This window comes from Microbacterium sp. NPDC056736 (genome assembly GCF_042790415.1).
Classification (GTDB): domain Bacteria; phylum Actinomycetota; class Actinomycetes; order Actinomycetales; family Microbacteriaceae; genus Microbacterium.
Window position 1 is genome coordinate 119,384 of record NZ_JBHTZE010000002.1, and the last position, 23,506, is coordinate 142,889.

The window sequence follows — 23,506 nt, forward strand, 5'->3', positions numbered from 1 at the left end:
GCCGGTCAGACTGGGGGCATGGCGATCGAGGTGCGGCCGGCGACGGTGTTCGAAGACGTCGCGACGCTGGTGGGCCCCAAGAACCCGCAGTCGAGCGTGTGCTTCTGCCTGAGCTACCGCATCCCCTCGAAGGAGAACGTCGCGCTCAAGGGCCCGGAGCGGGCAGACCGCGTGCGCCGGCTCATGGCGGAGGAAGGACCCATCGGCGTGCTCGCGTACGACGGCGACGAGCCGGTCGGGTGGGCGGCCGTCGCACCGCGCCGCCGGACGCACTTCGCCACCTTCCGCAAGATCCCGCACGTCGACGACCTCGACGTGTGGTCGCTGTGGTGCTTCCGCGTGCGCCCCGGGCACCGCAAGAAGGGCGTCATGCACGCCCTCATCGACGGTGCGGTGGAGTTCGCCCGTGCGCAGGGCGCCCCGGCGATCGAGGGGTACCCGGTCGACAACGGCGGCGAGAAGGTCGACCTCACCATGGCGTACGTCGGAACCCGCGGCCTGTTCGAGAAGGCAGGCTTCGCCAAGGCGGCCGACACCGCGTCGGTGCTCTCGGGGTTTCCGCGCGTGCTGATGCGACGCGACCTCTAGCGTGGACGCGTGAACGACCTGCTGCGCCGGCGCTTCGAGCGCTCGAACACCCTGTACCTCGACTTCCTCGACACCGTGCCCGAGAGCCGCCTCGGCTCGAGGCTGGCCGACCTTCCGTCCGACACGATCGGGCATCAGCTGTGGTGCGTGCTCGGCGCGCGCGAGAGCTACCCGCGCGCGGCGAAGGCGGGCCAGTGGCAGGGCTTCACGAGCCCCGTCACGGCGGAGCAGACGACGGATGCCGGGGCCCTGCGATCCGCGTTCGTCCAGACTGCCGCCGACCTCGACGCGTGGATCGCCGGCCTCGCCGCCGACGACGAGGAGTCCCTGCGGTACGTGCTCGCCCTCCTCGAGCACGAGACGCAGCACCAGGGCCAGCTCATCCGCTACCTGTACGGATTGGGCATCGACCGTCCGCACACGTGGCAGCAGCAGTACGCCCTCGACGAGGAGTTCTGACGCGGGGCGACCCTCACCCTCCACTCGAGGGTGAGGCGTATCCGCCGGGCGGCTCGCGGACCCGCCGACAGCGGCCCGCCCATGTCGGCGCCGGTTCGTAGACTCGTTGCGTGGCATCCGACTCCTTCGTTCATCTGCACGTCCACAGCGAGTACTCGATGCTCGACGGAGCCGCCAAGATCGGCGCGATGACGCAGGCGGCAGCCGACTACGGCATGCCCGCGATCGCCGTGACCGACCACGGCAACACGTTCGCCGCGTTCGAGTTCTACAACGCGGCCAAGGCGGCCGGGGTCAAGCCGATCATCGGGCTCGAGGCGTACGTCACGCCCGGCACGCACCGCAGCGACAAGTCGCGCGTCGCGTGGGGCACACCCGAGCAGAAGAGCGACGACGTCTCGGGCTCAGGCGCCTACACCCACATGACGATGTGGAGCCAGAGCACTGAGGGCATGCACAACCTCTTCCGGCTGAGCTCGCTGTCGAGCATGGAGGGCTACTACTTCAAGCCCCGCATGGACCGGGAGCTGCTCGAGACGTACGGCAAAGGGCTCATCGCCACGACGGGATGCCCCTCCGGCGAGGTGCAGACGCGGCTGCGGCTCGGCCAGTACGACGCCGCCCGCGCGGCCGCCGCGGAGTTCCAGGACATCTTCGGCAAGGAGAACTACTTCGCCGAGATCATGGACCACGGGCTGTCCATCGAGCGTCGCGTGATGACCGACCTGCTCCGGCTGGCCAAGGACCTCGACATCCCCCTGGTCGCGACCAACGACTCCCACTACACGCACCAGCACGAGGCGGACGCGCACGCGGCCCTCCTCTGCGTGCAGTCCGGCTCCACGCTCGACGACCCCAACCGCTTCAAGTTCGACGGCGACGGCTACTACGTCAAGACCGCGCAGGAGATGCGGCAGATCTTCCGCGACCACCCGGAGGCCTGCGACAACACGCTGCTCATCGCCGAGCGGTGCGAGGTCGAGTTCAACACGTCGGCCAACTACATGCCCCGCTTCCCGGTGCCCGACGGCGAGACCGAAGACAGCTGGCTCGTCAAAGAGGTCGAGGCGGGGCTGCACTACCGGTACCCCCAGGGCATCCCCGACCGGGTGCGCAAGCAGGCCGAGTACGAGACGGGAATCATCCTCCAGATGGGGTTCCCCGGCTACTTCCTCGTCGTCGCCGACTTCATCAACTGGGCCAAGGACAACGGCATCCGCGTGGGTCCGGGCCGCGGTTCCGGAGCCGGGTCGATGGTCGCGTACGCGATGCGCATCACCGACCTCGACCCGCTCGAGCACGGACTGATCTTCGAGCGCTTCCTCAACCCCGACCGCGTCTCGATGCCCGACTTCGACGTCGACTTCGACGACCGTCGCCGTGGCGAGGTGATCGACTACGTCACCGAGAAGTACGGCTCCGAGCGGGTTGCGCAGATCGTGACCTACGGGACGATCAAGTCCAAGCAGGCGCTGAAGGACGCCGGCCGCGTGCTCGGCTTCCCGTTCAGCATGGGGGAGCGGCTCACCAAGGCGATGCCCCCGGCCGTCATGGGCAAGGACATGCCGCTGAGCGGCATGTTCGACCCGCAGCATCCGCGGTTCAAAGAGGCCAGCGAGTTCCGTGCCCTCATCGACACCGACCCCGAGGCCAAGACGGTCTTCGATCGCGCGCTCGGTCTGGAAGGGCTGAAGCGGCAGTGGGGCGTGCACGCGGCGGGCGTCATCATGTCCAGCGAGCCGCTCCTGGACATCATCCCCATCATGCGCCGCGAGCAGGACGGCCAGATCGTCACGCAGTTCGACTATCCGTCGTGCGAGACGCTGGGCCTGATCAAGATGGACTTCCTGGGGCTGCGCAACCTCACGATCATCTCCGACGCGCTCGACAACATCCGCATGAACAGGGGCGAAGAGCTCGACCTCGAGCATCTCGCCCTCGACGATCGCGCCGCGTACGACCTGCTCACGCGGGGTGACACCCTCGGGGTGTTCCAGCTCGACGGCGGGCCGATGCGGTCGCTGCTGCGCCTGATGAAGCCCGACAACTTCGAGGACGTCTCCGCCGTCATCGCGCTGTACCGGCCCGGGCCCATGGGCGCGAACTCGCACATCAACTACGCCCTGCGCAAGAACGGCCAGCAGGAGGTGACGCCCATCCACCCCGAGCTCGAGGAGCCGCTGCGAGAGATCCTCGACATCAGCTACGGCCTGATCATCTACCAGGAGCAGGTCATGGCGATCGCCCAGAAGGTGGCGGGCTTCTCCCTCGGACAGGCCGACATCCTCCGCCGCGCGATGGGCAAGAAGAAGAAGTCCGAGCTCGACAAGCAGTACGAGGGCTTCTCCGGCGGCATGAAGGAGCGCGGGTTCGGCGACGCCGCGATCAAGGCGCTGTGGGACATCCTGCTCCCGTTCTCCGATTACGCCTTCAACAAGGCGCACTCGGCCGCCTACGGCCTGGTGTCGTACTGGACCGCGTACCTGAAGGCGCACTATCCGGCCGAGTACATGGCCGCGCTGCTGACGAGTGTGGGCGACTCGAAGGACAAGATGGCCGTGTACCTCAACGAATGCCGTCGCATGGGCATCAAGGTGCTGCCGCCCGACGTCGGGGAGTCGATCCGGTACTTCGCGGCCGTCGGCGAAGACATCCGCTTCGGGCTGGGCGCCGTCCGCAACGTCGGCACCAACGTCGTCGACGCGATCGTCGAGGCGCGGGCCGATGCGCCGTTCACGTCGTTCCACGACTTCCTCGCCAAGGTGCCCGTCCCCGTCGCCAACAAGCGCACGGTGGAGTCGCTCATCAAGGCGGGGGCGTTCGATTCGCTCGGTTCCACCCGCCGCGCGCTCATGGAGATCCACGAGGACGCCACCGAGGCGGCCGTGCTCGACAAGCGCCGCGAGGCCAACGGCGAGGTCGGCTTCGACTTCGACTCGCTGTGGGGCGAGGACGAGCCGCAGCAGGCGGCGAAGGTCCCCGAGCGTCCCGAGTGGACCAAGAAGGACAAGCTGGCGTTCGAGCGCGAGATGCTGGGCCTGTACGTGTCGGACCACCCGCTGGCCGGGCTCGAGATCCCCCTCGCGAAGCACGCCTCCACGAGCATCCACGACCTCCTCGCCTCCGAGGACATCGGCGACGGCGACCAGGTCACGGTCGCCGGCCTGGTCACGAGCGTCCAGCATCGCGTGGCCAAGCAGAGCGGCAACCCGTACGGCATGATCACCGTCGAGGACTTCGACGGCGAGATCACCGTCATGTTCATGGGCAAGACCTACACCGAGTTCCAGCACATGCTGCAGGGCGATGCGATCCTGGTCGTGCGGGGACGGGTGTCGCGCCGCGACGACGGCATGAACCTGCACGCGCAGTCGGCCTTCACCCCCGACCTCGGGTCGCTGGACGAATCCGGCTCCCTCGTGCTCGTCATGCCCGAGAGACGGGCGAGCGAGGACGTGATCGGCGAGCTGCTGCAGACGCTGCAGCGTCACGGCGGCGATACGGAGGTATCGCTCAAGCTCCACAGCGGCAGCGTCGCGAAGGTGTTCGAGGTGCCCCACACCGTGCGGATCACCCCGGACCTCTACGGCGAGCTCAAGGGCCTGCTGGGGCCGCAGTGCCTGGGCTGAGCTCCCGCCCGCGTTCGAGCGTCCGTGATGTGGCATTGGATCGCGTGGTCTCATCGCGGTCTCATGCGCGCTGAGTAAAATCGGCTCGACGCGGGCCTCGCGGGCCCGCCGGAAGGAACAGACATCGTGACGGACGAGAATCAGAACGTGCAGGTCGACAGAACGGCAGCCGACGAGCCGCAGTACGGGGTGGGTCCGTTCTCGATCCGGGAGGTCGCACTCGTCGGCACCTGGCTCGTCGCGTTCGTCGTCTCGTTCTTCCCCATCATCGGCGAGCTCGGCGAGGGGCCGTCGGTGTGGACCCACGGGATCGACTGGGTGCTGACCATCGGCCTTCCCACCGTGGCGGTCTTCCTCATCGTGCTGCGCCGCCTCTCCCCGCAGGGCATCCGCCGCGTCGGCTCGCTCGGCATCGACCAGTTCGCGTCGGTGGCCTTCTCGGTCGCCGCCGTGACGTGGCTGAACATCCTGTGGCACTCCTTCGTCTCCCTCGCCGAAGAGCGCTTCTTCATCGCGACGTGGGTCGTGTGGGTCGAGTTCTTCCTCATGCTCGCCGGTGTGGTGCTGACCGTCGTCGCGCCGTTCATCGCCCCGTTCGCCCAGGACTTCCAGGGGCGCCCCGAGGCTCCGGCGCACCGCAACGCGCGGCAGGTCCGTCCGGTCACCCCGCGTCCGCCCGTCGAGCGCCCCGAGCGAGCGCCCGAGCAGCCCGAGCCCGCGCCGTACGATGCGACGGCCGCCGCGCCGTACCCGCCCGAGGCGTCGCCCTCCGCGTCCGAGGCGGCTCCGGCGGCGAACGAGCCGGCTCCGGCGTACGTGCCCGATCGCGAGGATGCGGCCGCCGCCCGCGGTGCCTCGAGCGCCGAGGCCACCACCACGGTGATCCCGGTCGACCGCGAGACGGATGCCGTCGCCGCGGACGACGCCGCCGCCGCGGACACGGCGCCCACCGTGGCCGAGCCGGTGCAGACGCGCGAGTCGTTCGAGCACGTCGAGAACCCGAGCTCCACGGTCGAGCCGGCGGCCGCGACGACGCCCCAGAGCCAGGCCTTCTGGGCGCTCGTGCCCGAGGAGCGCGACGTCGTCGACGAGATCGGCATCCCGGTGTTCCGCATCGGCCCGACCGCGTGGGCCCTCGTGATCGAGGACCGCGGAGACGCGTTCGTCGTCCGCCACGAGGACGGCCGCATCGGCTACCTGCACGACGTCTCCGGCGTCACGCGGGGCTGACGGCACGACGACCGATCCCGCGGCGACCGCGCGATACCGTAGAAGGATGCTCCGGACGATCGACCTGCGGGGACGCACGCTGTCTCCCGCGGAACTCCCCGCCACCGTTCCCCGCGCCGCCGCCGCCCGCGAGGAGGCGCTCGCCACCGCGGCGCACATCGTCGACGACGTCGCGGCGCGCGGCGAAGCAGCTCTCCGCGAGCAGGCCGAGCGCTTCGACGGTGTGGCCGGCCACGACCTGCGGGTGCCGGCGGAGCACCTCGACGAGGCGCTGGGGGCGCTCGATCCCGCCGTCCGTGCGGCACTGGAGGAGGCCATCCAGCGCGTGCGGGAGGCATCCGCCGCGCAGGTGCCGTCGCCCACGGTGACCGAGCTCGGCCCGGGCGCCCGGGTGACGCAGCGGTGGCAGCCGGTCCGCCGCGTCGGCCTCTACGTGCCGGGCGGCAAGGCGGTCTACCCGTCGAGCGTCGTCATGAACGTCGTCCCCGCGCAGGTCGCCGGCGTCGCCGAGATCGCCCTGGCCTCGCCGCCGCAGCGCGGATTCGGGGGCCGTGTGCACCCGGTGATCCTGGGGGCCGCGCGCCTCCTCGGCGTCACCGAGGTCTATGCGATGGGAGGCGCCGGCGCGATCGGCGCGCTGGCGCACGGCGTGCCGGCGCTCCGCCTCGAGCCCGTCGACGTCGTCACGGGTCCCGGAAACAACTTCGTCGCCGCCGCCAAGCGCGCCGTGGCGGGCCTGGTCGGGACGGATGCCGAGGCCGGCGCCACCGAGATCCTCATCGTCGCGGACGACAGCGCCGACGCCGACCTCGTCGCCGTCGACCTCATCAGCCAGGCCGAGCACGACGAGCAGGCCTCTGCCGTGCTCGTGACCACGTCGGAGCGCCTCGCGCAGGACGTGGTCGCCGCGATCGCGCCGCGCGCAGCGGCGACCCGCCACGCGGAGCGTGTGGCGGCCGCGCTCGGTGGACCGCAGTCCGCGATCGTCCTGGTCGACGACCTCGCCGCCGCGACCGCGTTCAGCAACGCGTACGCCCCCGAGCACCTCGAGCTGCACGTGACCGACCCGCGCCCGCAGGACTTCGTGCACGCCGGGGCCGTCTTCGTGGGCGCCGACTCGCCGGTGAGCCTCGGCGACTACCTGGCGGGGAGCAACCACGTGCTGCCGACCGGCGGGCAGGCGCGTTACTCGGCGGGGCTCTCCGCCGCCACGTTCCTGCGCCCGCAGCAGGTGATCGAGTACGACCGCGGTGCGCTGGCGGCCGTCCGCGACGCGATCGTCACCCTCGCCGAGGCGGAGGCGCTCCCCGCGCACGGCGAGGCGATCACCGCGAGGTTCGGCGCTCGGCAGGGCCAGGAGCCCGTCGTCGAGGACCCGGCGTAGGCTGTCTGCACCATGCACTGCCCCTTCTGCCGTCACGCCGATTCGCGGGTGATCGACTCCCGCACGAGCGACGACGGGCTCAGCATCCGTCGCCGTCGTCAATGCCCGCAGTGCGGGGGCCGGTTCACCACCGTCGAGACGGCGAGCCTGAACGTCATCAAGCGCTCCGGCGTGATCGAGCCGTTCAGCCGCGAGAAGGTCATGTCGGGGGTACGCAAGGCCTGCCAAGGCCGCCCGGTGACAGAGGCCGACCTCGCGGTGCTCGCGCAGACCGTCGAGGAGAGCATCCGCCAGACCGGAGCGTCGCAGCTGGATGCGAACGAGATCGGGCTGGCCATCCTGGGTCCGCTGCGCGACCTCGACGAGGTGGCCTACCTGCGCTTCGCGAGCGTCTACCAGGCGTTCGACTCGCTGGAGGACTTCGAGTCGGCGATCGAGCAGCTCCGCGTCGACCACGGACGCGCTCCCGCGCGCGCCGAGGGCGTCGCCGGGGACTGACGGCCGAGGCCCGGAGTGCCGAGCCGATAATCTAGGGGGGATGTATCCCCTCCTCTTCCGCACCGTGCTGTCGCGCATGGATCCCGAATCCGCCCACCACGCCGCGATGCGGGTCATCCGGGTGCTCGGCGTGCCGCCGTTCTCATGGGCCGCCCGTGCGGTGACGCGCCCCGCGCCTGAGCTGGCCACCACCGCGCTGGGCCTCCGGTTCGACTCGCCGTTCGGCGTCGCCGCCGGATTCGACAAGGACGTGAAGGGCGCCTCGGGGCTCTTCGCGCTGGGATTCGGGCACGTGGAGGTGGGCACCGTCACGGCCATCCCGCAGGAGGGCAACCCGCGACCCCGGCTCTTCCGGCTCATCCCCGACCGCGCCGTCGTGAACCGCATGGGGTTCAACAACCACGGGGCGGAGGCGGCCGCGGACCGCCTGCGCAAGCTGCGTGCACGCAGGCGCCGTGGCGTGATCGGGGTCAACATCGGCAAGAGCCGCGTGGTCGAGGTGGCCGACGCGACCGCCGACTACGTGCGCAGCGCGACGCTCCTGGCTCCGCTCGCGGACTACCTCGTCGTGAACGTCTCGTCCCCGAACACGCCCGGCCTGCGCGGCCTGCAGGCCGTCGAGACGCTGCGTCCGCTCCTGGAGGCGGTCCGCGAGGCGGCCGGCGCGACCCCGCTGCTGGTGAAGATCGCCCCCGATCTGCCCGATGACGAGATCGTCGCGATCGCCGGGCTCGCCGTGGACGCGGGCCTCGCCGGCATCATCGCCACCAACACGACGGTCTCGCGCGACGGGCTGATCACAGACCCCGGGACCGTCGTCGCGGCGGGTGAGGGGGGACTGTCGGGTGCGCCGCTGAAGGTGCGCTCGCTCGAGGTGCTGAGGCTGCTGCGCGCGGGCGTTCCCGCGGACTTCTGCGTCATCTCGGTCGGCGGCGTCGAGACGGCCGCCGACGTGCAGGAACGGTTGGATGCCGGTGCCACGCTCGTGCAGGGCTACACGGCGTTCCTCTACCGCGGCCCGCTCTGGGCGCGTCAGATCAACCGCGGGCTCGTCGGGCGACGCTGAGCGCGCTGAGCGCGCTGGGCCGGGGAGGCGCCTCGCTCAGGCGGGCTTCTGGCCGCGCTTGACCTGCGGCTTGGGCAGGCGGAGGAAGCGCATCTGGACGGTGCGCATCGCGGCGTACCAGCCGAGGCCCTTCTCCATCTTGTCGGCGCCGAACTTCTTCTTCACGGCGCGCTTGACCGAGACCGAGGTGATCACCATGTCGCCGATGACGAAGAGGATGAAGATCCACAGACCGACGAACGCGTAGTACTGCAGCGCGGCGATGGGCAGGAACGTGGCGAGGATGACGAGCACCATGGCCGGCATCACGGCCTCACCGAGGTGCCATCCGGCGTCCACCCAGTCGCGGGCGAACTTGCGCTGGGCGCCCTGATCGCGCGCCGGGAGGTAGCGGGGGTCGCCGGCCGCCATGCCGAGACGGGCCTTCTCGCGCTGGGCGGCGAGGTCGGCGCGGGCGCGGGCCTTCGCCTCCTTCGTGTCGGGCACGAGCGGCCGCTTGCGGGCGGCCTCCCGCTCGGCGCGGGACGGCGTGGCGCGGCCCTTGCCGGCGGGCGTGCCGTTCAGGACGGTTCCCTCGCTGGGAGCGTCGTTCGGAACGGGGGCGGAGTTCTTGGCCACGGATCATCCTCGAGTGCGGAGAAGGGGTGCACTTAAGATTACCCGCATGACCTCTGAGCTCTCCCGACAGGATGCTGTGCGTGACGCGGCGGCCTCCGGCATCCCCTCCGCCCTGGCCGATCTCGGCACCCTCGTGCGCATCCCCTCCATCGCCTTCCCCGGATTCGACCCGGCAACGGTGCAGCGCAGCGCCGAGGCGGTCGCCGAGCTCGTTCGCGAGACCGGGCTGTTCGAGACCGTCGAGATCCGCCGCGCGACCATCCCGGAGACGGGGGAGCAGGGCAACCCCGCCGTGCTGGCGACGCGCGCGGCCCGCAACGGCCGCCCGACGATCCTGCTCTACGCGCACCACGACGTGCAGCCCGTCGGCGACGAGGCGCTCTGGGAGTCGGCGCCGTTCGAGCCCACGGTGCGCGGCGGCCGTCTCTACGGGCGCGGCGCCGCCGACGACAAGGCCGGCATCATGGCGCACGTCGCCGCGCTCCGCGCGCTCAAGGAGGCGCTGGGCGAGGACTTCGACCTCGGGGTCGCACTCTTCTTCGAGGGCGAGGAGGAGGCGGGATCCCGCTCCTTCGCCCAGTTCCTCTCGGACAACGCCGCCGCCCTGAGCGCCGATGTGATCGTGGTGGCGGACTCCGGCAACTGGGACGACAAGACGCCGGCGCTCACGGTGTCGCTGCGCGGCAACACCCGGTTCACGCTGCGCGTGCGCACGCTCGAGCATGCATCCCACTCCGGGATGTTCGGGGGAGCGGTGCCCGACGCCATGATGGCGACGGTGAAGCTCCTCGCGACGCTCTGGGACGCCGACGGCGCGGTCGCCGTCGCGGGCCTGACCGAGCGGGATGCCGAGACCCCTCCGTACAGCGAGGAGACCCTGCGCGACGAGGCGGGCCTTCCCGACGGCGTCTCGCCCGTCGGCCGCGGAACGATCCTCGGCCGCATCTGGAACAAGCCGTCGATCACGGTGACGGGCATCGACGCGCCGAGCGTCGTGAACGCCTCGAACACGCTCACGCCCGAGGTCTCGGTGGTCATCAGCGCTCGCATCGCCCCTGGGCAGCCGGCGCGCGAGGCCTACGCCGCCATCGAGGCGCACCTGCGCGCACACGCGCCGTTCGGCGCGCAGCTGGAGTTCAGCGACCAGGACTACGGAGACGCCTTCCTCGTCGACACGAGCGGCTGGGCCGTCGCGGCGGCACGCGAGGCGCTCCACGAGGGCTACGGGGTCGCGCCGGTCGACATCGGCGTGGGCGGGTCGATCCCGTTCATCGCCGACCTCGTGCGCGAGTTCCCTGGTGCGCAGATCCTCGTCACCGGCGTGGAGGACCCGCACTCGAAGGCGCACAGCCCCAACGAGTCCCTGCACCTGGACACGTTCCGCAACGCGGTGCTCGCGGAGGCGCTCCTGCTGGAGAAGCTCGACGGCCGGACCCCGCACGAGGGGTAGGCCGTGGGCCGCCGCACCGGAAACCGCAGTCGCGGAGCCTCCTCCCGGCGGGCGCGCGTACAATCGAGGCATCCCGCCGCCGATCGCCTCGGCGGCCCGTCCGGAGGAGTGCCATGACCGACACCGCACTGACGACCGAGCAGACCGCCCGCGACCACGGTGTGCTGCTGACCGATGCCGCCGCCGGAAAGGTGAAGAGCCTGCTCGAGCAGGAAGGACGCGACGACCTGCGTCTGCGCGTCGCCGTCCAGCCGGGCGGATGCAGCGGCTTGATCTACCAGCTCTACTTCGACGAGCGCTATCTCGACGGCGACAAGACGGTGGACTTCGACGGCGTCGAGGTCATCATCGACGACATGAGCGTCCCGTACCTCGACGGCGCCACCATCGACTTCAAGGACACGATCTCGGAGCAGGGCTTCACGATCGACAACCCGAACGCCGCCGGCTCGTGCGCGTGCGGCGACAGCTTCCACTGAGTCAGCGCCGACCGACGGTCGGCTGAGGATCCGAGCACTTCGCGGCGGGTCCGGTGCGCCTTTTTATGGCGCCCGGGCCCGCCTTTTTCGTCTTCGCACGCCGATTCAGCCTGAGTGAATGGCCTGAATGGCCTGGGCGCTTGCCCTAGACTTGCAGGAGTCCTGTTCGTGATCGGAAAGGTGCAACGTGCCTTCGAAACGCCGTATCCGCTGGGCCGTTCTCCCGCTCGGGATCGCGGCGGCTGCAGTCCTCGCCGGATGCACCCCGACCGAGCTCAACGGCTTCCTGCCCGGGTTCACCGAAGACGGCCAGGCGGCCACGAACCGCACCGACATGGTGAGCGGGCTCTGGGTCAACTCGTGGATCGTGCTGCTCGTCGTGGGCGTCATCACGTGGGGTCTCATGGGCTGGGCGGCGATCGCGTACCGGCGTCGCAAGGGCCAGATGGGACTTCCGGTCCAGCTGCGCTACAACATGCCCATCGAGATCTTCTACACGGTGGTGCCGCTCATCCTCGTGATCGGGTTCTTCGCGTTCACCGCGCGCGACCAGACGATCCTCGAGACGCAGTACGACGACCCGGACGTCGAGATCACGGCGATCGGCAAGCAGTGGTCGTGGGACTTCCAGTACGAGGGCGAGTCCGAGGACGACACGGTGTGGACCATGGGCGTCCAGGCCGAGACCGACGAGCGCGGTGACGTCGTCAGCGACCTGCCGACACTGGTCCTCCCCGTCGACCAGACGGTGAAGATCAAGCTCCAGTCGCGCGACGTCATCCACTCCTTCTGGATCATCGACTTCCTGTACAAGAAGGACATGTACATCGGGAAGGACAACTACTGGTCCTTCACGCCCACCCGCGAGGGCAGCTACGCCGGCAAGTGCGCCGAGCTCTGCGGCGAGTACCACTCCATGATGCTGTTCAACGTGGAGGTCGTGAGCGAGGCCGAGTACGACGAGTACCTCGCGACGCTCCGCGACGCCGGCCAGACCGGCGACATCAACGACGCCTACGACCGCCTCCAGAACCTCCCGGGCACGGGATCGGGCGAGGCGTCCGAGGAAGAGGGAGACAACTGATCATGGCGACGACGCTTCCGCTTCAGGAACCGACGCAGGGTCGCCCGACCACGCTGCCGCCGCGTCAGGCTGCGCTGCTCAGCGCCACGCGCGTCGAGGACAAGGGCAACATCATCGTCAAGTGGATCACCTCCACCGACCACAAGACGATCGGCTACCTCTACCTCATCTCGTCGGTCCTGTTCTTCCTCCTCGGCGGGGTGATGGCGCTGATCATCCGCGCCGAGCTGTTCGAGCCGGGGATGCAGATCATCCCGACCAAGGAGCAGTACAACCAGCTGTTCACCATGCATGGCACGATCATGCTGCTGATGTTCGCGACGCCGCTGTTCGCGGGCTTCGCCAACGCGATCCTGCCGCTGCAGATCGGCGCCCCCGACGTCGCCTTCCCGCGCCTGAACGCGTTCGCATTCTGGCTGTTCCTGTTCGGCTCGACCATCGCGGTCGCCGGCTTCCTCACCCCGCAGGGCGCCGCGTCGTTCGGCTGGTTCGCCTATCAGCCGCTCGCGAACGCCTCGTTCTCGCCCGGCGCCGGCGGCAACCTCTGGATGCTCGGGCTCGGCATGAGCGGCTTCGGCACGATCCTCGGTGCCGTGAACTTCATCACGACGATCATCACGATGCGCGCGCCCGGCATGACCATGTGGCGGATGCCGATCTTCTCGTGGAACACGCTGGTCACCAGCATCCTGATCCTGATGGCGTTCCCCGTGCTCGCCGCGGCGATCCTGGCCGCCGCCGCCGACCGCGTGCTCGGCGCCCACATCTACGACCCGCAGAACGGCGGCGTGCTGCTGTGGCAGCACCTGTTCTGGTTCTTCGGCCACCCCGAGGTGTACATCATCGCGCTGCCGTTCTTCGGCATCGTGTCGGAGATCTTCCCGGTCTTCAGCCGCAAGCCGATCTTCGGCTACAAGACGCTCGTCTACGCGACGATCGCCATCGCGGCGCTGTCGGTCGCCGTGTGGGCGCACCACATGTACGTCACCGGTGGAGTGCTGCTGCCGTTCTTCGCCCTCATGACGATGCTCATCGCGGTGCCCACGGGCGTGAAGATCTTCAACTGGATCGGCACGATGTGGCGAGGCTCGGTGACGTTCGAGACGCCGATGGTGTTCGCGCTCGGCTTCCTGGTGTCGTTCGTGTTCGGCGGTCTCACCGGCGTCATCCTGGCGTCGCCGCCGCTGGACTTCCACCTGTCCGACTCGTACTTCGTGGTCGCGCACTTCCACTACGTCGTGTTCGGCACCGTCGTGTTCGCGATGTTCGCCGGCTTCTACTTCTGGTGGCCCAAGTGGACGGGCAAGATGCTGAACGAGCGTCTGGGGTACGTCCACTTCTGGATGCTCTTCATCGGGTTCCACATGACCTTCCTCATCCAGCACTGGCTGGGCGTGGACGGCATGGTCCGCCGCTACGCCGACTACTCGGAGGCGGACGGCTGGACGTGGCAGAACCAGGTCTCGACGGTCGGCGCCATCCTCCTCGGCGCCTCGATGATCCCGTTCCTGTTCAACGTGTGGATCACCGCCCGCAAGGCGCCGAAGGTCACCGTGAACGACCCGTGGGGCTACGGGGCATCGCTCGAGTGGGCGACCTCCTGCCCGCCGCCGCGCCACAACTTCACGTCGATCCCGCGCATCCGCAGCGAGCGTCCCGCGTTCGACCTGAACCACCCCGAGGCGGGCATCCCCGTGGGCGTGGGGCCGGCCAAGGACGCTCCCGAAGCCCCGACTGTCGACCTCGCCGAGGGAGAGGTGAAGTAAGTGCGTACCAACGCCGGACTCTGGTGGCTGCTGTCCGCCTTCTTCCTCGTCGTCGCGGTGGTGTACACCGCGTGGAACCTGCTGTCGCACTGGGACACCAACGCCACCGGCGGCCAGCAGATGTGGGAGACGGTCACCCTCTCGATCGAGTGGGTCGGCAGCATCGCCCTGCTGTTCACCGCCTTCATGGCCGCGCTCATCGCGTTCTACGTGGGCAAGGTGCACAAGGCGCAGGGCGGTGAGCTGCCCGAGGACTTGCTCACGGCGGACATCGACGACGGCGACCCCGAGCTCGGCGAGTTCAGCCCGTGGTCGTGGTGGCCGATCGTCCTGGCGTTCTCGGCGGCTCTCGCCATGATCGGCCTCGCGGTAGGCGCCTGGCTCATGCCGATCGGCATCGCGGTCTTCGTCGTCGCGATCGTCGGCTGGGTCTACGAGTACTACCGCGGCTACTTCGCCCGCTGATCCGGGATCAGCCGAACTGAGCGACTTCTCGCGCGACGTACGCGGGGTCCCGTCACCGACGGGACCCCGCGTACGGCTGCATGCGGCCGCATCCTCCGACATCGGCCCGCACCGGGCGGTGAACCAGGATGCGGCGTTCACGGCCCCCTGGGGCGCTGCCGTGGCGGACGGCGTCGGAGGCGGCCCCGCAGGCGACCTCGCCTCGGCCGCATTCGTCCACCGGCTGGCCGCCGGACGCGTCGGCGCTGTGGAGCCGGAGGCGCTGGCGACGAGCGTCCGGGCGGCGAACTGGGACCTGCGTGCGCACGTGGAGCGGGACGTGACCCTCAGCGGCATGGCCACCACATTCACCGGACTGTTCGTGTCGAGTGCCGGGGATCTCCTCCTGGCGCACACGGGCGACTCCCGTGCGTACCGGCTTCGGGACGCCGCGCTCGTGCAGCAGAGCCGCGACGACTCGCTCGTCCAGGCGCTGCTGGAGCAGGGCCTGGTGTCGGCGGAGGACGCGCTGGCGCATCCGCACCGGAACATCATCACGGCGTCGCTGGGCGGCAGGGAGCGCGACGCGGCCAGTGTCGACGTGCACGAGGCGCGCATCGGCGACAGGTGGATGCTGTGCAGCGACGGGCTCACCGACTACGTTCCCGAGGCCGAGATCCACGCGATGCTCGCCTGGCACGCCGATCCCGCCGTGGCCGCACGTGCGTGCGTGGAGCTGGCGCTGACCGCCGGAACGCACGACAACGTGACGGTCGTCGTGTGCGACGTGCTCCCGGACTCCGGGGCCGATGCCGGCGAGACGGCGGGCACGGCGTTCTACGGGTCCGCCGCCGTGCGCTTCATGGAAGGGCTGTAGGACGAGCCGCTACCCGGGGAGCGGTACGCTCAGCCGGCCACGGGCGCGCGCACGACCATGACCTGCGCGTCGAAGACGCGGGGGAGCGGGCCTTCGTCGTTCTCGACGGGCTGTCCTTCGCGGACCCAGTACTCGTAGCCGCCGATCATCTCCCTGACGCTGTACCCGAGCTTCGCGAACTCCACCGCGCCCTTCGCTCCGGCGTTGCAGCCGGGGCTCCAGCAGTACACGACGACCGGTGTCGACCGGTCGATCTCCTGCGGAGCACGCTCGGCGATCTCGCGGTACGGCATGTGGACGGCCCCGGGAACGCGTCCCTGCGCCCACGCCTCGTCGCCCCGCACATCGACGAGCACGAACTGCTCGCCGGCCTTCTGGGCGGCGTACACGTCGGAGGCATCGGTCTCGAGGGCGAGCTTGGCGGAGAAGTACGAGAGCGCGTCGATCATGCTTCCACGCTAAGGCAGGCACGCCGCGGCGGCCGTCCGGACGTCGGACACCGGCCGTGCGATTCCTGCCGTTCGAGACGAGGTGGCGTCGTCGCGCACCTATCAGGCCGACATGACGGATGCCCCGGCACGATCTGGGCGATCGTGCCGAGGCATCCGTCGGCGAAGCGTCGAGCTCTACGCGCCGGGCTCCTTCTCGCGGTTGCGCGGCGCCTTGGTGCCTGCATCCGGCTCGGGGACGATGACGTTCGAGGGGCGCACCGGGATCTCGCCGTGCTTGCCGTCATCGATCGGCTTGTGCGGGGCATCCGGCACACCGGCGCGCTCGTGGGCGCCCTGCAGCTCGAGGTCTTCCTCCGCCGCGATGTGCTCGAGGTCGTGGTGCTGGTGGGCCAGCGCCGCGTCCAGCTCGCTCTGCGTCACCGGGGTGAGGCGGTCCTCGAAGAACCAGCGCGAGATGGACGCGCGGAGGTTCTCGTGCCACGGAATGCGGCCCTTGGCGTTCGGACGCACGACGAGCGGCTCGTAGGAGTCGAAGTCGGCGAGCTTGAAGCGCTCGTACTCGTCGACCGGCTGGTGCACCTCGATGTACTCGCCGCCCGGGAGGCGGACGATGCGGCCCGACTCGTAGCCGTGCAGCACGATCTCGCGGTCCTTCTTCTGAAGGGCGATGCAGATGCGCTTGGTGACGAAGTACGCGATGATCGGGCCGATGATCAGCAGCACCTGGAGGGTGTGGATGACACCTTCCATCGTGAGCCAGAAGTGCGTGGCGATGATGTCGGACGAGGCCGCCGCCCACATGACCGCGTAGAACGTGACACCGGCCGCGCCGATGGCGGTGCGGGTGGCCGCGTTGCGCGGGCGCTGGGCGATGTGGTGCTCGCGCTTGTCGCCGGTCACCCACGCCTCGATGAAGGGGTAGATGATGACCAGCACCAGGAAGATGCCGATGATGCCGAGCGGAACCAGGATGTTGAACGACCACGTGCGGTCGAGGAAGACGACCTCCCAGCCCGGCGGGATGAGGCGCAGCATGCCGTCCGCGAAGCCGATGTACCAGTCCGGCTGGGTGCCGGCGGACACGGGGGACGGGTCGTAGGGCCCGTAGTTCCAGATCGGGTTGATCGTGAACAGCGACGCGATCAGCACGATCACGCCGAACGTGATGAACAGGAAGCCGCCCATCTTCGACATGTACACGGGCATCATCGGGTAGCCGACGACGACGCTGTTGGTGCGACCGGCCCCCGCGAACTGCGTGTGCTTGTTGATCACCATCAGCATGAGGTGCACGACCAGCAGGGCCACCAGGATCGCCGGCAGCAGCAGGATGTGCAGGGTGTACAGGCGTCCGACGATGGCGGTGCCGGGGAACTCGCCGCCGAACAGCAGGAACGAGGTCCACGTGCCGATCAGCGGGATGCCCTTGACCATGCCGTCGATGATGCGCAGGCCGTTGCCCGACAGGACGTCATCGGGGAGCGAGTATCCGGTGAAGCCCTCGCCCATCGCCAGGACGAACAGGACGAAGCCGATCACCCAGTTGAGCTCGCGCGGCTTGCGGAAGGCGCCGGTGAAGAACACGCGGAGCATGTGCACGCCGATGCCGGCGACGAACACGAGCGCGCCCCAGTGGTGGATCTGGCGGACGAGGAGGCCGCCGCGCAGGTCGAACGAGATCTCGAGCGTCGAGGCCATCGCCGCCGACATCTCGATGCCGCGCATGGGCAGGTACGCGCCGTCGTAGTGCGTCTCGGTCATCGAGGCCTGGAAGAAGAACGTCAGGAACGTTCCCGAGAGCAGGACGACGACGAACGCCCACATCGCGATCTCGCCCAGCATGAACGACCAGTGGTCGGGGAAGATCTTGCGTCCGAGCTCCTTCACGAAGCCGGAGAGGCTCGTGCGCTCGTCGATGTAATTGGCGGTGGCGCCGATGAAGCGGCCGCCGAGAGGCTTGTCGCGCCCGTTCGAGGAGACGGGAGCGCCGGGAGCCTCAGGCTGGGTGACGGTTGGGGTGCTCAATGACGCTCCCAGAAGCTCGGGCCGACGGGTTCGGTGAAGTCGCTGCGCGCGACGAGGTAGCCCTCATCGTCGACGGTGATGGGCAGCTGCGGCAGCGGGCGGGCGGCCGGGCCGAAGATGACCTTCGCCTGGTCGGTCACGTCGAACTGCGACTGGTGGCAGGGGCACAGCAGGTGGTGGGTCTGCTGCTCGTACAGCGCGACCGGGCATCCGACGTGCGTGCACACCTTGGAGTAGGCGACGATGCCGTCGTACGACCAGTCCTTGCGGTCCTCGGGCTCGGTCAGCTGCTCGGGGAGCAGACGGACGAGGAGGACGAGGGCCTTCGCCTTCTCTTCGAGGTAGCCCTCGCTGTGCGACAGCTCGGCCAGCGCCTCGGGGATGACGTGCACGGCGGAGCCGAGGGTCAGATCGGCGGCGCGGATCGGCTCGCCGGTCGGGTCGTGCGCGAGACGCATTCCCTCGGTCCACATGGTGTGCTCGAGGAGGAACACCGGGTCGCCCGCGTGCGGGTGCTCGGGGGAGCTGAAGGGCGCGAGGCCGCGGAACAGCACGACACCGGGCACGATCGAGGCGGCCAGTGCGGCGAACAGCGAGTTGCGGATCATGACCCGGCGACCGAAGCCCGAGTCGGCGTCGGCGTCGGCGAACGCCTGGATGGCGGCCGCACGCGTCGTGTCGCGTCCGCGGGTCGCGTGGCGGGGCTCGACGAACTCCTTGTCGGACATGACGGCCTTCGACCAGTGGATCGCGCCGATGCCGATGGCCAGCAGCGCGAACGCGATGCCGAGACCGATGAAGAGGTTGTTCGCGCGGATGTCGACGATCCGCCCGCTCTCGATGGGGAACAGCATGTAGGCGGCGACCGCCCAGATGCTGCCCGCGATCGACAGGTAGAACAGGGTGTAGACCGTCCGGACCGCGCGCTTCATCGAAGCGGGGTCCTTGTCGGTCATCCGCTCGCGGTGCGGGGGGAGGCCAGGGTTGGTGACCGGGTCGGGGACCGCGACGGCGAGCCCGGGGGAGGGCTTCCAGGTAGCCCTCTCGTGCTCGAGCGGGTCGTCCACGTGGGCCATGCTGCTCCTCGTCAAGTGTTGCTGTGGTGTTCGTCGATCAGTTGGACTTCGCCGTGATCCACACGGTGATGGCGATCAGCGAACCGATCCCGAAGATCCAGATGAAGAGGCCCTCGGAGACCGGGCCGAGCGAGCCGAGCGAGAACCCGCCCGCGGACTCGTTGTCCTGCAGGTAGAGCAGGTAGGTGATGATGTCGCGCTTCTCTTCGGTGGTCAGCGTCATGTCGTTGAACACCGGCATGTTCTGCGGACCGGTGACCATGGCCGCGTACATGTTGAGAGGCGTCGTGGTGTGCAGCGCCGGGGCGTACTTGCCCTCGGTGAGCGCACCGCCGGCGCCGGCGACGTTGTGGCACATCGCGCAGTTGATGCGGAACAGCTCGCCGCCCTCGGCCGCGTTGCCCTCGCCGTCCAGGACCTCCTCGTCGGGGAAGGTCGGTCCGGGTGCGATCGACTGGATGTAGGCGCCGATCGCCTCGATCTGCTCGTCGGTGAACTGCACCGGCTTCTGCGGGGCCTGCGGCCCCTGCGCCTGCAGCGGCATGCGGCCCGTGCTCATCTGGAAGTGCACCGCCAGCTCGCCGACGCCGTAGAGCGACGGGCCGTCCTCGGTGCCCTGCACGTCGAGCCCGTGGCAGGTGGCGCAGTTGGCCTGGAACAGCCGCTCGCCGTCCTCGACGGTCAGCGCGGAGTCCACCGCGGTCTCGGTGGTCGTGGCGGCCATCGCGGCGGAGGCGCCCGCATAGACGCCGCCGGTGATGAGCAGGCCGATGCCGATGAGCGCTGCGGCGGCCCAGGGGCTGCGGCGGCCTTTCGAGCGGCGCGTGGTCTCTCGTGCCATGTCGGGGTTCAGCTCCGCTCTCACTTGAGGAAGTAGATGACGAGGAAGAGGGCGATCCAGACGACGTCGACGAAGTGCCAGTAGTACGACACGACGATCGAGGACGTCATCTCTTTGCGCCCGAAGTTCTTGACGGCGTACGCGCGCCCGATGACGAGCAGGAACGCGATGAGGCCGCCGGTGACGTGGAGGGCGTGGAAGCCGGTGGTCAGGTAGAAGGCGGACGCGTAGGCGTTGGCCGTGATGGGCATGCCCTCGGCGACGAGCTGTGCGTACTCCCACACCTGGCCCGAGACGAAGATCGCACCGAGTGCGAAGGTCAGCCAGAACCACTCGACCATGCCCCAGCCCAGCCAGCCGCGCTTCTTGGTCGAATAGGGCTGGAAGCGCTCGGCGGCGAACACGCCCATCTGGCACGTGACGGACGACAGCACGAGGATGATCGTGTTGACGGTCGCGTACGGGATGTTCAGAAGCTGCGTCTCTTCCGCCCACAGTTCGGGGGAGGTGCTTCGGAGGGTGAAGTAGATCGCGAACAGGCCCGCGAAGAACATCACCTCGCTGCCGAGCCACACGATGGTGCCGACAGCGACCGGATCCGGCCGCTTGACGGACCGCATGGCCTGGGAGTAGGTCGCTGTGGAGGTCGTCACGCTCCCCATTATGGCCGATTCGGGAAGCAGAGTTCCGCACCGCGGACCATCTCTTCGGCCGGATGTGAAGTTAGGGGAACCTAAGAGTTCCCTGCGACTCTGCCCTGAACCCGTGGTGAAGACGCGGAATCGCCGCCTCCGGGACGCCGTGTCACGAAAAGGTCCTGATTCACGGGCCCGGCTAGGCTTCTTCGTTATGGCGGAGTTGTACACCTGGCCGGCGATCCTGACCGCGCTCCTCGAGCGCCGCGACCTCAGCGTGTCGGAGTCGACGTGGGCGATGCGGCAGATCATGTCGGGCAGTGCGACGCCCTCGCAGCTGGCCGGCTTCCTGGTCGCGCTGCGGGCGAAGGGCGAGACGGTCGACGAGATCGTGGGCTTCCGCGACGCGATCCTCGAGGCGGCCCTCCCGCTCCCCGTCGACGCCGCGGTGCTCGACATCGTCGGCACCGGCGGCGATCGCTTCGGCACGGTGAACGTCTCGACCATGGCCGCACTGGTGGCCGCGGCATCCGGCGTCCCCGTGGTCAAGCACGGCAACAAGGCGGCGAGCTCGTCGTCGGGCTCGTCGGACGTTCTGGCCGCCCTCGGGGTCGACCTCGCGCTCCCGCCCGAGGCGGTGGCCGAGACGCTGTCCCGCGCGGGCATCACGTTCGCGTTCGCGGCGGCCTTCCACCCCGGCTTCCGTCACGCCGGCGCCACGCGCGCCGAGCTGGGCGTGCCGACCGTGTTCAACTTCCTCGGCCCGCTGTGCAACCCGGCGCGTGCGGAGGCCAACGCCGTCGGCGTCGCGCACCTCGACCGGGTGCCCCTCATCACGGGCGTCTTCCGCACCCGGGGCGCCACGGCGCTCGTCTTCCGCGGCGACGACGGGCTGGACGAGCTCACCACGACCGGCCACAGCCGGCTGTGGGAGGTCAGCCGCGGCGACATCCACGAGCACGACCTCGACCCGCGCGATCTGGGCATCCCGCTCGCTGACATCGACGACCTGCTCGGCGGCGACCCGGCGCACAACGCGAAGGTGGTGCGGCGCGTGCTCGACGGCGAGGCGGGCGCCGTGCGCGACATCGTGCTGCTGAATGCCGCCGCCGGAATCGTCGCGTACCGGCTGTTCCGCGATGCGACGCAGGTGCAGCGGCCCATCCTGGAGCGCCTGGCCGAGGCCCGGGACGACGCCGCGCTGGCGATCGACAGCGGCGCCGCGACGGCGACGCTCGACCGCTGGGTCGAGGCCACGCGGTCGTTCGCGGCCTGAGCCCCGGCGCGACCCCTCCCGGCGCGTGGTCTTCCGCGGCGCGCGGCGTCCCCGCTAGCGTGTGGCGCAAGACGTCCCGTTCCGAGGAGGCAGCATGAGCCAGGTTGAGCCCCGCACCGCCGACGTGATCGAACCCCCCGAGAAGAAGGTCGGCCTCGTGAAGGCCGTGGGCATCCTCGGAATCGTCGGCGGCATCCTGCTGATCGTCGTGGGCATCATCGCCTGGATCGGCGTCACCACCCAGCTGACGGCCGAGAACATCACGATCCCCGATGACGCCGCGGCGTTCCAGGGGCAGCAGGTGACGGGGCCCTTCACCGCCTATGTGCAGGCCGACATCATCAACCAGCACGCGCTGGAGGCGTCCGGCGGGAAGACCTACGCCGAGCTCGACCAGGACGACCCGGTGCGCGCGACGGTGATGCAGGCGTCCTTCCTCCGGGCGTCGCTCTTCACCTCCGTGGTCGCCTACGGGGTCGCGCTCTTCGCCGCCGGCATGGGAGTGCTGGCGATCCTGTTCGGGTGGGCGATCCACCGCCTCGCCGACGTCCCCGTCGTGATCAAGCGGGCGAATGTCGTCTGACCTCGCCCGCAGCCACGCGTGAACCCGCACGACGCGCTCACCGAGATCGCGACGCTGCTCGAGCGCGAGCGGTCGTCGCGGTACAAGTCCAAGGCGTTCCGGGCCGCAGCCGACGCGATCGCGGGGCTGAGCGACGAGGAGCTGCGGGATGCCGCATCGCTGCGCCGGCGCAAGGGCATCGGCGAGTCCACGTTCGCTGTCATCCAGCAGGCGCTGTCGGGCGAGGTGCCCGGGTACCTCGCCGACCTGCGGGAGCGCGCCGGGGTGCAGCGGACGTCGTCGCTGCGGCCCCTGCTGCGCGGTGACCTGCACTCGCACAGCGACTGGTCCGACGGCCTGACCTCGATCGACCTCATGGTGGCGGCCGCGCGGTCGCTCGGGCACGAGTACCTCGCCCTGACCGACCACTCGCCCCGGCTGCGGGTCGCGAACGGACTGTCGCCCGAGCGCCTGCGGGCGCAGCTCGAGGTCGTCGGGGGGATGAGCGGGGACGGGTTCACGCTGCTGTCGGGGATCGAGGTCGACATCCTCGAGGACGGCGCGCTCGACCAGGAGCCGGAGCTGCTGGGAGAGCTCGACGTCGTGGTGGCCTCGGCCCACTCGAAGCTGCGCATGGAGCGCGGGCCGATGACCAGACGCCTGGTCGCGGCTGCGCGCAACCCGCACGTCGACGTGCTCGGGCACGTCACCGGGCGTCTGGTGGAGGGCTCCCGCGGCACGCGCCCACCCTCGACGTTCGACCCCCGCGCGGTCTTCGAGGCGTGCGCCGAGCACGGCGTCGCCGTGGAGATCAACTCGCGCCCCGAGCGGCAGGACCCGCCGGACGAGCTGATGGCGCTGGCGCTGGAGATCGGATGCCTCTTCTCCATCGATTCGGACGCCCATGCGCCCGGGCAGCTCTCGCTGCTGGACTACGGCGCCGAACGGGCGGAGCGGCTGGGCGTGCCCGCCGAGCGCATCGTCACGTCGTGGCCGCTGGAGCGGCTGCGCGCGTGGACGGGCCGCGACCGCTGACGGCAGCGCGACGGCTGACGGCAGCGCGACCG

The 23,506-nt window shown here is 69.7% G+C and carries 22 protein-coding genes; 16 read left to right on the top strand and 6 right to left on the bottom strand.

Annotated features, from left to right (window positions below):
• The first annotated feature begins 18 nt into the window (after positions 1 to 18).
• The 7 genes from ACFRAL_RS05055 (at position 19) to ACFRAL_RS05085 (ending at position 8,854) form a co-directional block, all read left to right on the top strand.
• Positions 19 to 588: a GNAT family N-acetyltransferase gene (locus ACFRAL_RS05055; RefSeq protein ID WP_378880497.1), complete on the top strand. Its 570-nt coding sequence runs from the start codon at positions 19 to 21 to the stop codon at positions 586 to 588.
• Positions 589 to 597: 9 nt separating this feature from the next.
• A complete protein-coding gene (locus ACFRAL_RS05060) occupies positions 598 to 1,047 on the top strand; it encodes a DinB family protein (protein WP_378880500.1) in 450 nt (149 codons plus the stop codon).
• 158 nt (positions 1,048 to 1,205) lie between these two features.
• Entirely contained in the window at positions 1,206 to 4,676 is a 3,471-nt protein-coding gene (dnaE, locus tag ACFRAL_RS05065) for a DNA polymerase III subunit alpha (RefSeq protein ID WP_378881281.1), read from the top strand.
• Positions 4,677 to 4,802: 126 nt separating this feature from the next.
• Positions 4,803 to 5,906: a hypothetical protein gene (locus ACFRAL_RS05070; protein WP_378880503.1), complete on the top strand. Its 1,104-nt coding sequence runs from the start codon at positions 4,803 to 4,805 to the stop codon at positions 5,904 to 5,906.
• Positions 5,907 to 5,952: 46 nt separating this feature from the next.
• A complete protein-coding gene (gene hisD, locus ACFRAL_RS05075) occupies positions 5,953 to 7,290 on the top strand; it encodes a histidinol dehydrogenase (RefSeq protein ID WP_378880506.1) in 1,338 nt (445 codons plus the stop codon).
• Between the two features lie 12 nt (positions 7,291 to 7,302).
• Positions 7,303 to 7,788: a transcriptional regulator NrdR gene (gene nrdR / locus ACFRAL_RS05080; protein WP_336397803.1), complete on the top strand. Its 486-nt coding sequence runs from the start codon at positions 7,303 to 7,305 to the stop codon at positions 7,786 to 7,788.
• A gap of 40 nt (positions 7,789 to 7,828) precedes the next feature.
• The gene (locus ACFRAL_RS05085) at positions 7,829 to 8,854 is read left to right on the top strand and encodes a quinone-dependent dihydroorotate dehydrogenase (protein WP_378880509.1); all 1,026 of its coding nucleotides are present in this window, start codon (positions 7,829 to 7,831) and stop codon (positions 8,852 to 8,854) included.
• Positions 8,855 to 8,890: 36 nt separating this feature from the next.
• Here the strand turns inward: ACFRAL_RS05085 and ACFRAL_RS05090 are convergent, their stop codons facing one another.
• Entirely contained in the window at positions 8,891 to 9,472 is a 582-nt protein-coding gene (locus ACFRAL_RS05090) for a DUF3043 domain-containing protein (RefSeq protein ID WP_378880511.1), read from the bottom strand.
• A 46-nt stretch (positions 9,473 to 9,518) separates the two neighbouring features.
• Between ACFRAL_RS05090 and ACFRAL_RS05095 the strand changes: the two genes are divergently transcribed.
• The 6 genes from ACFRAL_RS05095 to ACFRAL_RS05120 all read left to right on the top strand — a co-directional run bounded on the left by ACFRAL_RS05095 (position 9,519) and on the right by ACFRAL_RS05120 (position 15,572).
• Positions 9,519 to 10,922: a dipeptidase gene (locus ACFRAL_RS05095; protein ID WP_378880513.1), complete on the top strand. Its 1,404-nt coding sequence runs from the start codon at positions 9,519 to 9,521 to the stop codon at positions 10,920 to 10,922.
• A gap of 113 nt (positions 10,923 to 11,035) precedes the next feature.
• Positions 11,036 to 11,401, top strand: a complete 366-nt coding sequence (gene erpA / locus ACFRAL_RS05100; protein WP_336397807.1) for an iron-sulfur cluster insertion protein ErpA — start codon at positions 11,036 to 11,038, stop codon at positions 11,399 to 11,401.
• Positions 11,402 to 11,588: 187 nt separating this feature from the next.
• Positions 11,589 to 12,485 (top strand): cytochrome c oxidase subunit II, encoded by an 897-nt coding sequence (coxB, locus tag ACFRAL_RS05105; protein WP_336397808.1) that lies wholly within the window; start codon positions 11,589 to 11,591, stop codon positions 12,483 to 12,485.
• Between the two features lie 2 nt (positions 12,486 to 12,487).
• Positions 12,488 to 14,251: a cytochrome c oxidase subunit I gene (ctaD, locus tag ACFRAL_RS05110; protein WP_336397809.1), complete on the top strand. Its 1,764-nt coding sequence runs from the start codon at positions 12,488 to 12,490 to the stop codon at positions 14,249 to 14,251.
• A complete protein-coding gene (locus ACFRAL_RS05115; protein ID WP_336397810.1) occupies positions 14,252 to 14,716 on the top strand; it encodes a cytochrome c oxidase subunit 4 in 465 nt (154 codons plus the stop codon). It begins immediately after the preceding gene.
• A 118-nt stretch (positions 14,717 to 14,834) separates the two neighbouring features.
• On the top strand, positions 14,835 to 15,572 hold the full coding sequence (locus ACFRAL_RS05120; RefSeq protein ID WP_378880518.1) for a PP2C family protein-serine/threonine phosphatase: 738 nt from the start codon (positions 14,835 to 14,837) through the stop codon (positions 15,570 to 15,572).
• A 29-nt stretch (positions 15,573 to 15,601) separates the two neighbouring features.
• Here the strand turns inward: ACFRAL_RS05120 and ACFRAL_RS05125 are convergent, their stop codons facing one another.
• The 5 genes from ACFRAL_RS05125 to ACFRAL_RS05145 all read right to left on the bottom strand — a co-directional run bounded on the left by ACFRAL_RS05125 (position 15,602) and on the right by ACFRAL_RS05145 (position 20,628).
• Positions 15,602 to 16,021, bottom strand: a complete 420-nt coding sequence (locus ACFRAL_RS05125) for a rhodanese-like domain-containing protein (RefSeq protein WP_378880521.1) — start codon at positions 16,019 to 16,021, stop codon at positions 15,602 to 15,604.
• A 177-nt stretch (positions 16,022 to 16,198) separates the two neighbouring features.
• Positions 16,199 to 18,049, bottom strand: a complete 1,851-nt coding sequence (locus ACFRAL_RS05130; protein WP_378880524.1) for a cytochrome bc complex cytochrome b subunit — start codon at positions 18,047 to 18,049, stop codon at positions 16,199 to 16,201.
• Positions 18,046 to 19,125, bottom strand: a complete 1,080-nt coding sequence (locus ACFRAL_RS05135; protein WP_336397813.1) for a Rieske 2Fe-2S domain-containing protein — start codon at positions 19,123 to 19,125, stop codon at positions 18,046 to 18,048. Before ACFRAL_RS05135 ends, ACFRAL_RS05130 begins: the two co-directional genes overlap by 4 nt.
• A 37-nt stretch (positions 19,126 to 19,162) precedes the next feature.
• On the bottom strand, positions 19,163 to 19,966 hold the full coding sequence (locus ACFRAL_RS05140) for a cytochrome c (protein WP_336397814.1): 804 nt from the start codon (positions 19,964 to 19,966) through the stop codon (positions 19,163 to 19,165).
• A gap of 20 nt (positions 19,967 to 19,986) precedes the next feature.
• On the bottom strand, positions 19,987 to 20,628 hold the full coding sequence (locus ACFRAL_RS05145) for a heme-copper oxidase subunit III (protein ID WP_336397815.1): 642 nt from the start codon (positions 20,626 to 20,628) through the stop codon (positions 19,987 to 19,989).
• 187 nt (positions 20,629 to 20,815) lie between these two features.
• Here ACFRAL_RS05145 and trpD point away from each other — a divergent pair, with 187 nt between their 5' ends.
• The 3 genes from trpD to ACFRAL_RS05160 all read left to right on the top strand — a co-directional run bounded on the left by trpD (position 20,816) and on the right by ACFRAL_RS05160 (position 23,474).
• Positions 20,816 to 21,877, top strand: coding sequence for an anthranilate phosphoribosyltransferase (trpD, locus tag ACFRAL_RS05150; protein ID WP_336397816.1), 1,062 nt, complete (start codon positions 20,816 to 20,818; stop codon positions 21,875 to 21,877).
• 94 nt (positions 21,878 to 21,971) lie between these two features.
• A complete protein-coding gene (locus tag ACFRAL_RS05155) occupies positions 21,972 to 22,460 on the top strand; it encodes an aromatic ring-opening dioxygenase LigA (protein WP_336397817.1) in 489 nt (162 codons plus the stop codon).
• Between the two features lie 18 nt (positions 22,461 to 22,478).
• Positions 22,479 to 23,474 carry a PHP domain-containing protein gene (locus ACFRAL_RS05160; protein WP_378880527.1) on the top strand — a complete coding sequence of 332 codons (996 nt, stop codon included), beginning with the start codon at positions 22,479 to 22,481 and terminating at the stop codon, positions 23,472 to 23,474.
• Positions 23,475 to 23,506 lie beyond the last annotated feature (32 nt).

Excerpts from the sequence above, each read along its gene's own strand:
- ACFRAL_RS05055 (WP_378880497.1), top strand. The coding sequence starts at position 19 with ATGGCGATCGAGGTGCGGCCGGCGACGGTGTTCGAAGACGTCGCGACG.
- dnaE (WP_378881281.1), top strand. The coding sequence starts at position 1,206 with ATGCTCGACGGAGCCGCCAAGATCGGCGCGATGACGCAGGCGGCAGCC.
- hisD (WP_378880506.1), top strand. The coding sequence starts at position 5,953 with ATGCTCCGGACGATCGACCTGCGGGGACGCACGCTGTCTCCCGCGGAA.
- nrdR (WP_336397803.1), top strand. The coding sequence starts at position 7,303 with ATGCACTGCCCCTTCTGCCGTCACGCCGATTCGCGGGTGATCGACTCC.
- ACFRAL_RS05085 (WP_378880509.1), top strand. The coding sequence starts at position 7,829 with ATGTATCCCCTCCTCTTCCGCACCGTGCTGTCGCGCATGGATCCCGAA.
- ACFRAL_RS05095 (WP_378880513.1), top strand. The coding sequence starts at position 9,519 with ATGACCTCTGAGCTCTCCCGACAGGATGCTGTGCGTGACGCGGCGGCC.
- erpA (WP_336397807.1), top strand. The coding sequence starts at position 11,036 with ATGACCGACACCGCACTGACGACCGAGCAGACCGCCCGCGACCACGGT.
- ctaD (WP_336397809.1), top strand. The coding sequence starts at position 12,488 with ATGGCGACGACGCTTCCGCTTCAGGAACCGACGCAGGGTCGCCCGACC.
- ACFRAL_RS05125 (WP_378880521.1), bottom strand. The coding sequence starts at position 16,021 with ATGATCGACGCGCTCTCGTACTTCTCCGCCAAGCTCGCCCTCGAGACC.
- ACFRAL_RS05135 (WP_336397813.1), bottom strand. The coding sequence starts at position 19,125 with ATGGCCCACGTGGACGACCCGCTCGAGCACGAGAGGGCTACCTGGAAG.
- ACFRAL_RS05140 (WP_336397814.1), bottom strand. The coding sequence starts at position 19,966 with ATGGCACGAGAGACCACGCGCCGCTCGAAAGGCCGCCGCAGCCCCTGG.
- ACFRAL_RS05145 (WP_336397815.1), bottom strand. The coding sequence starts at position 20,628 with ATGGGGAGCGTGACGACCTCCACAGCGACCTACTCCCAGGCCATGCGG.
- trpD (WP_336397816.1), top strand. The coding sequence starts at position 20,816 with ATGGCGGAGTTGTACACCTGGCCGGCGATCCTGACCGCGCTCCTCGAG.
- ACFRAL_RS05155 (WP_336397817.1), top strand. The coding sequence starts at position 21,972 with ATGAGCCAGGTTGAGCCCCGCACCGCCGACGTGATCGAACCCCCCGAG.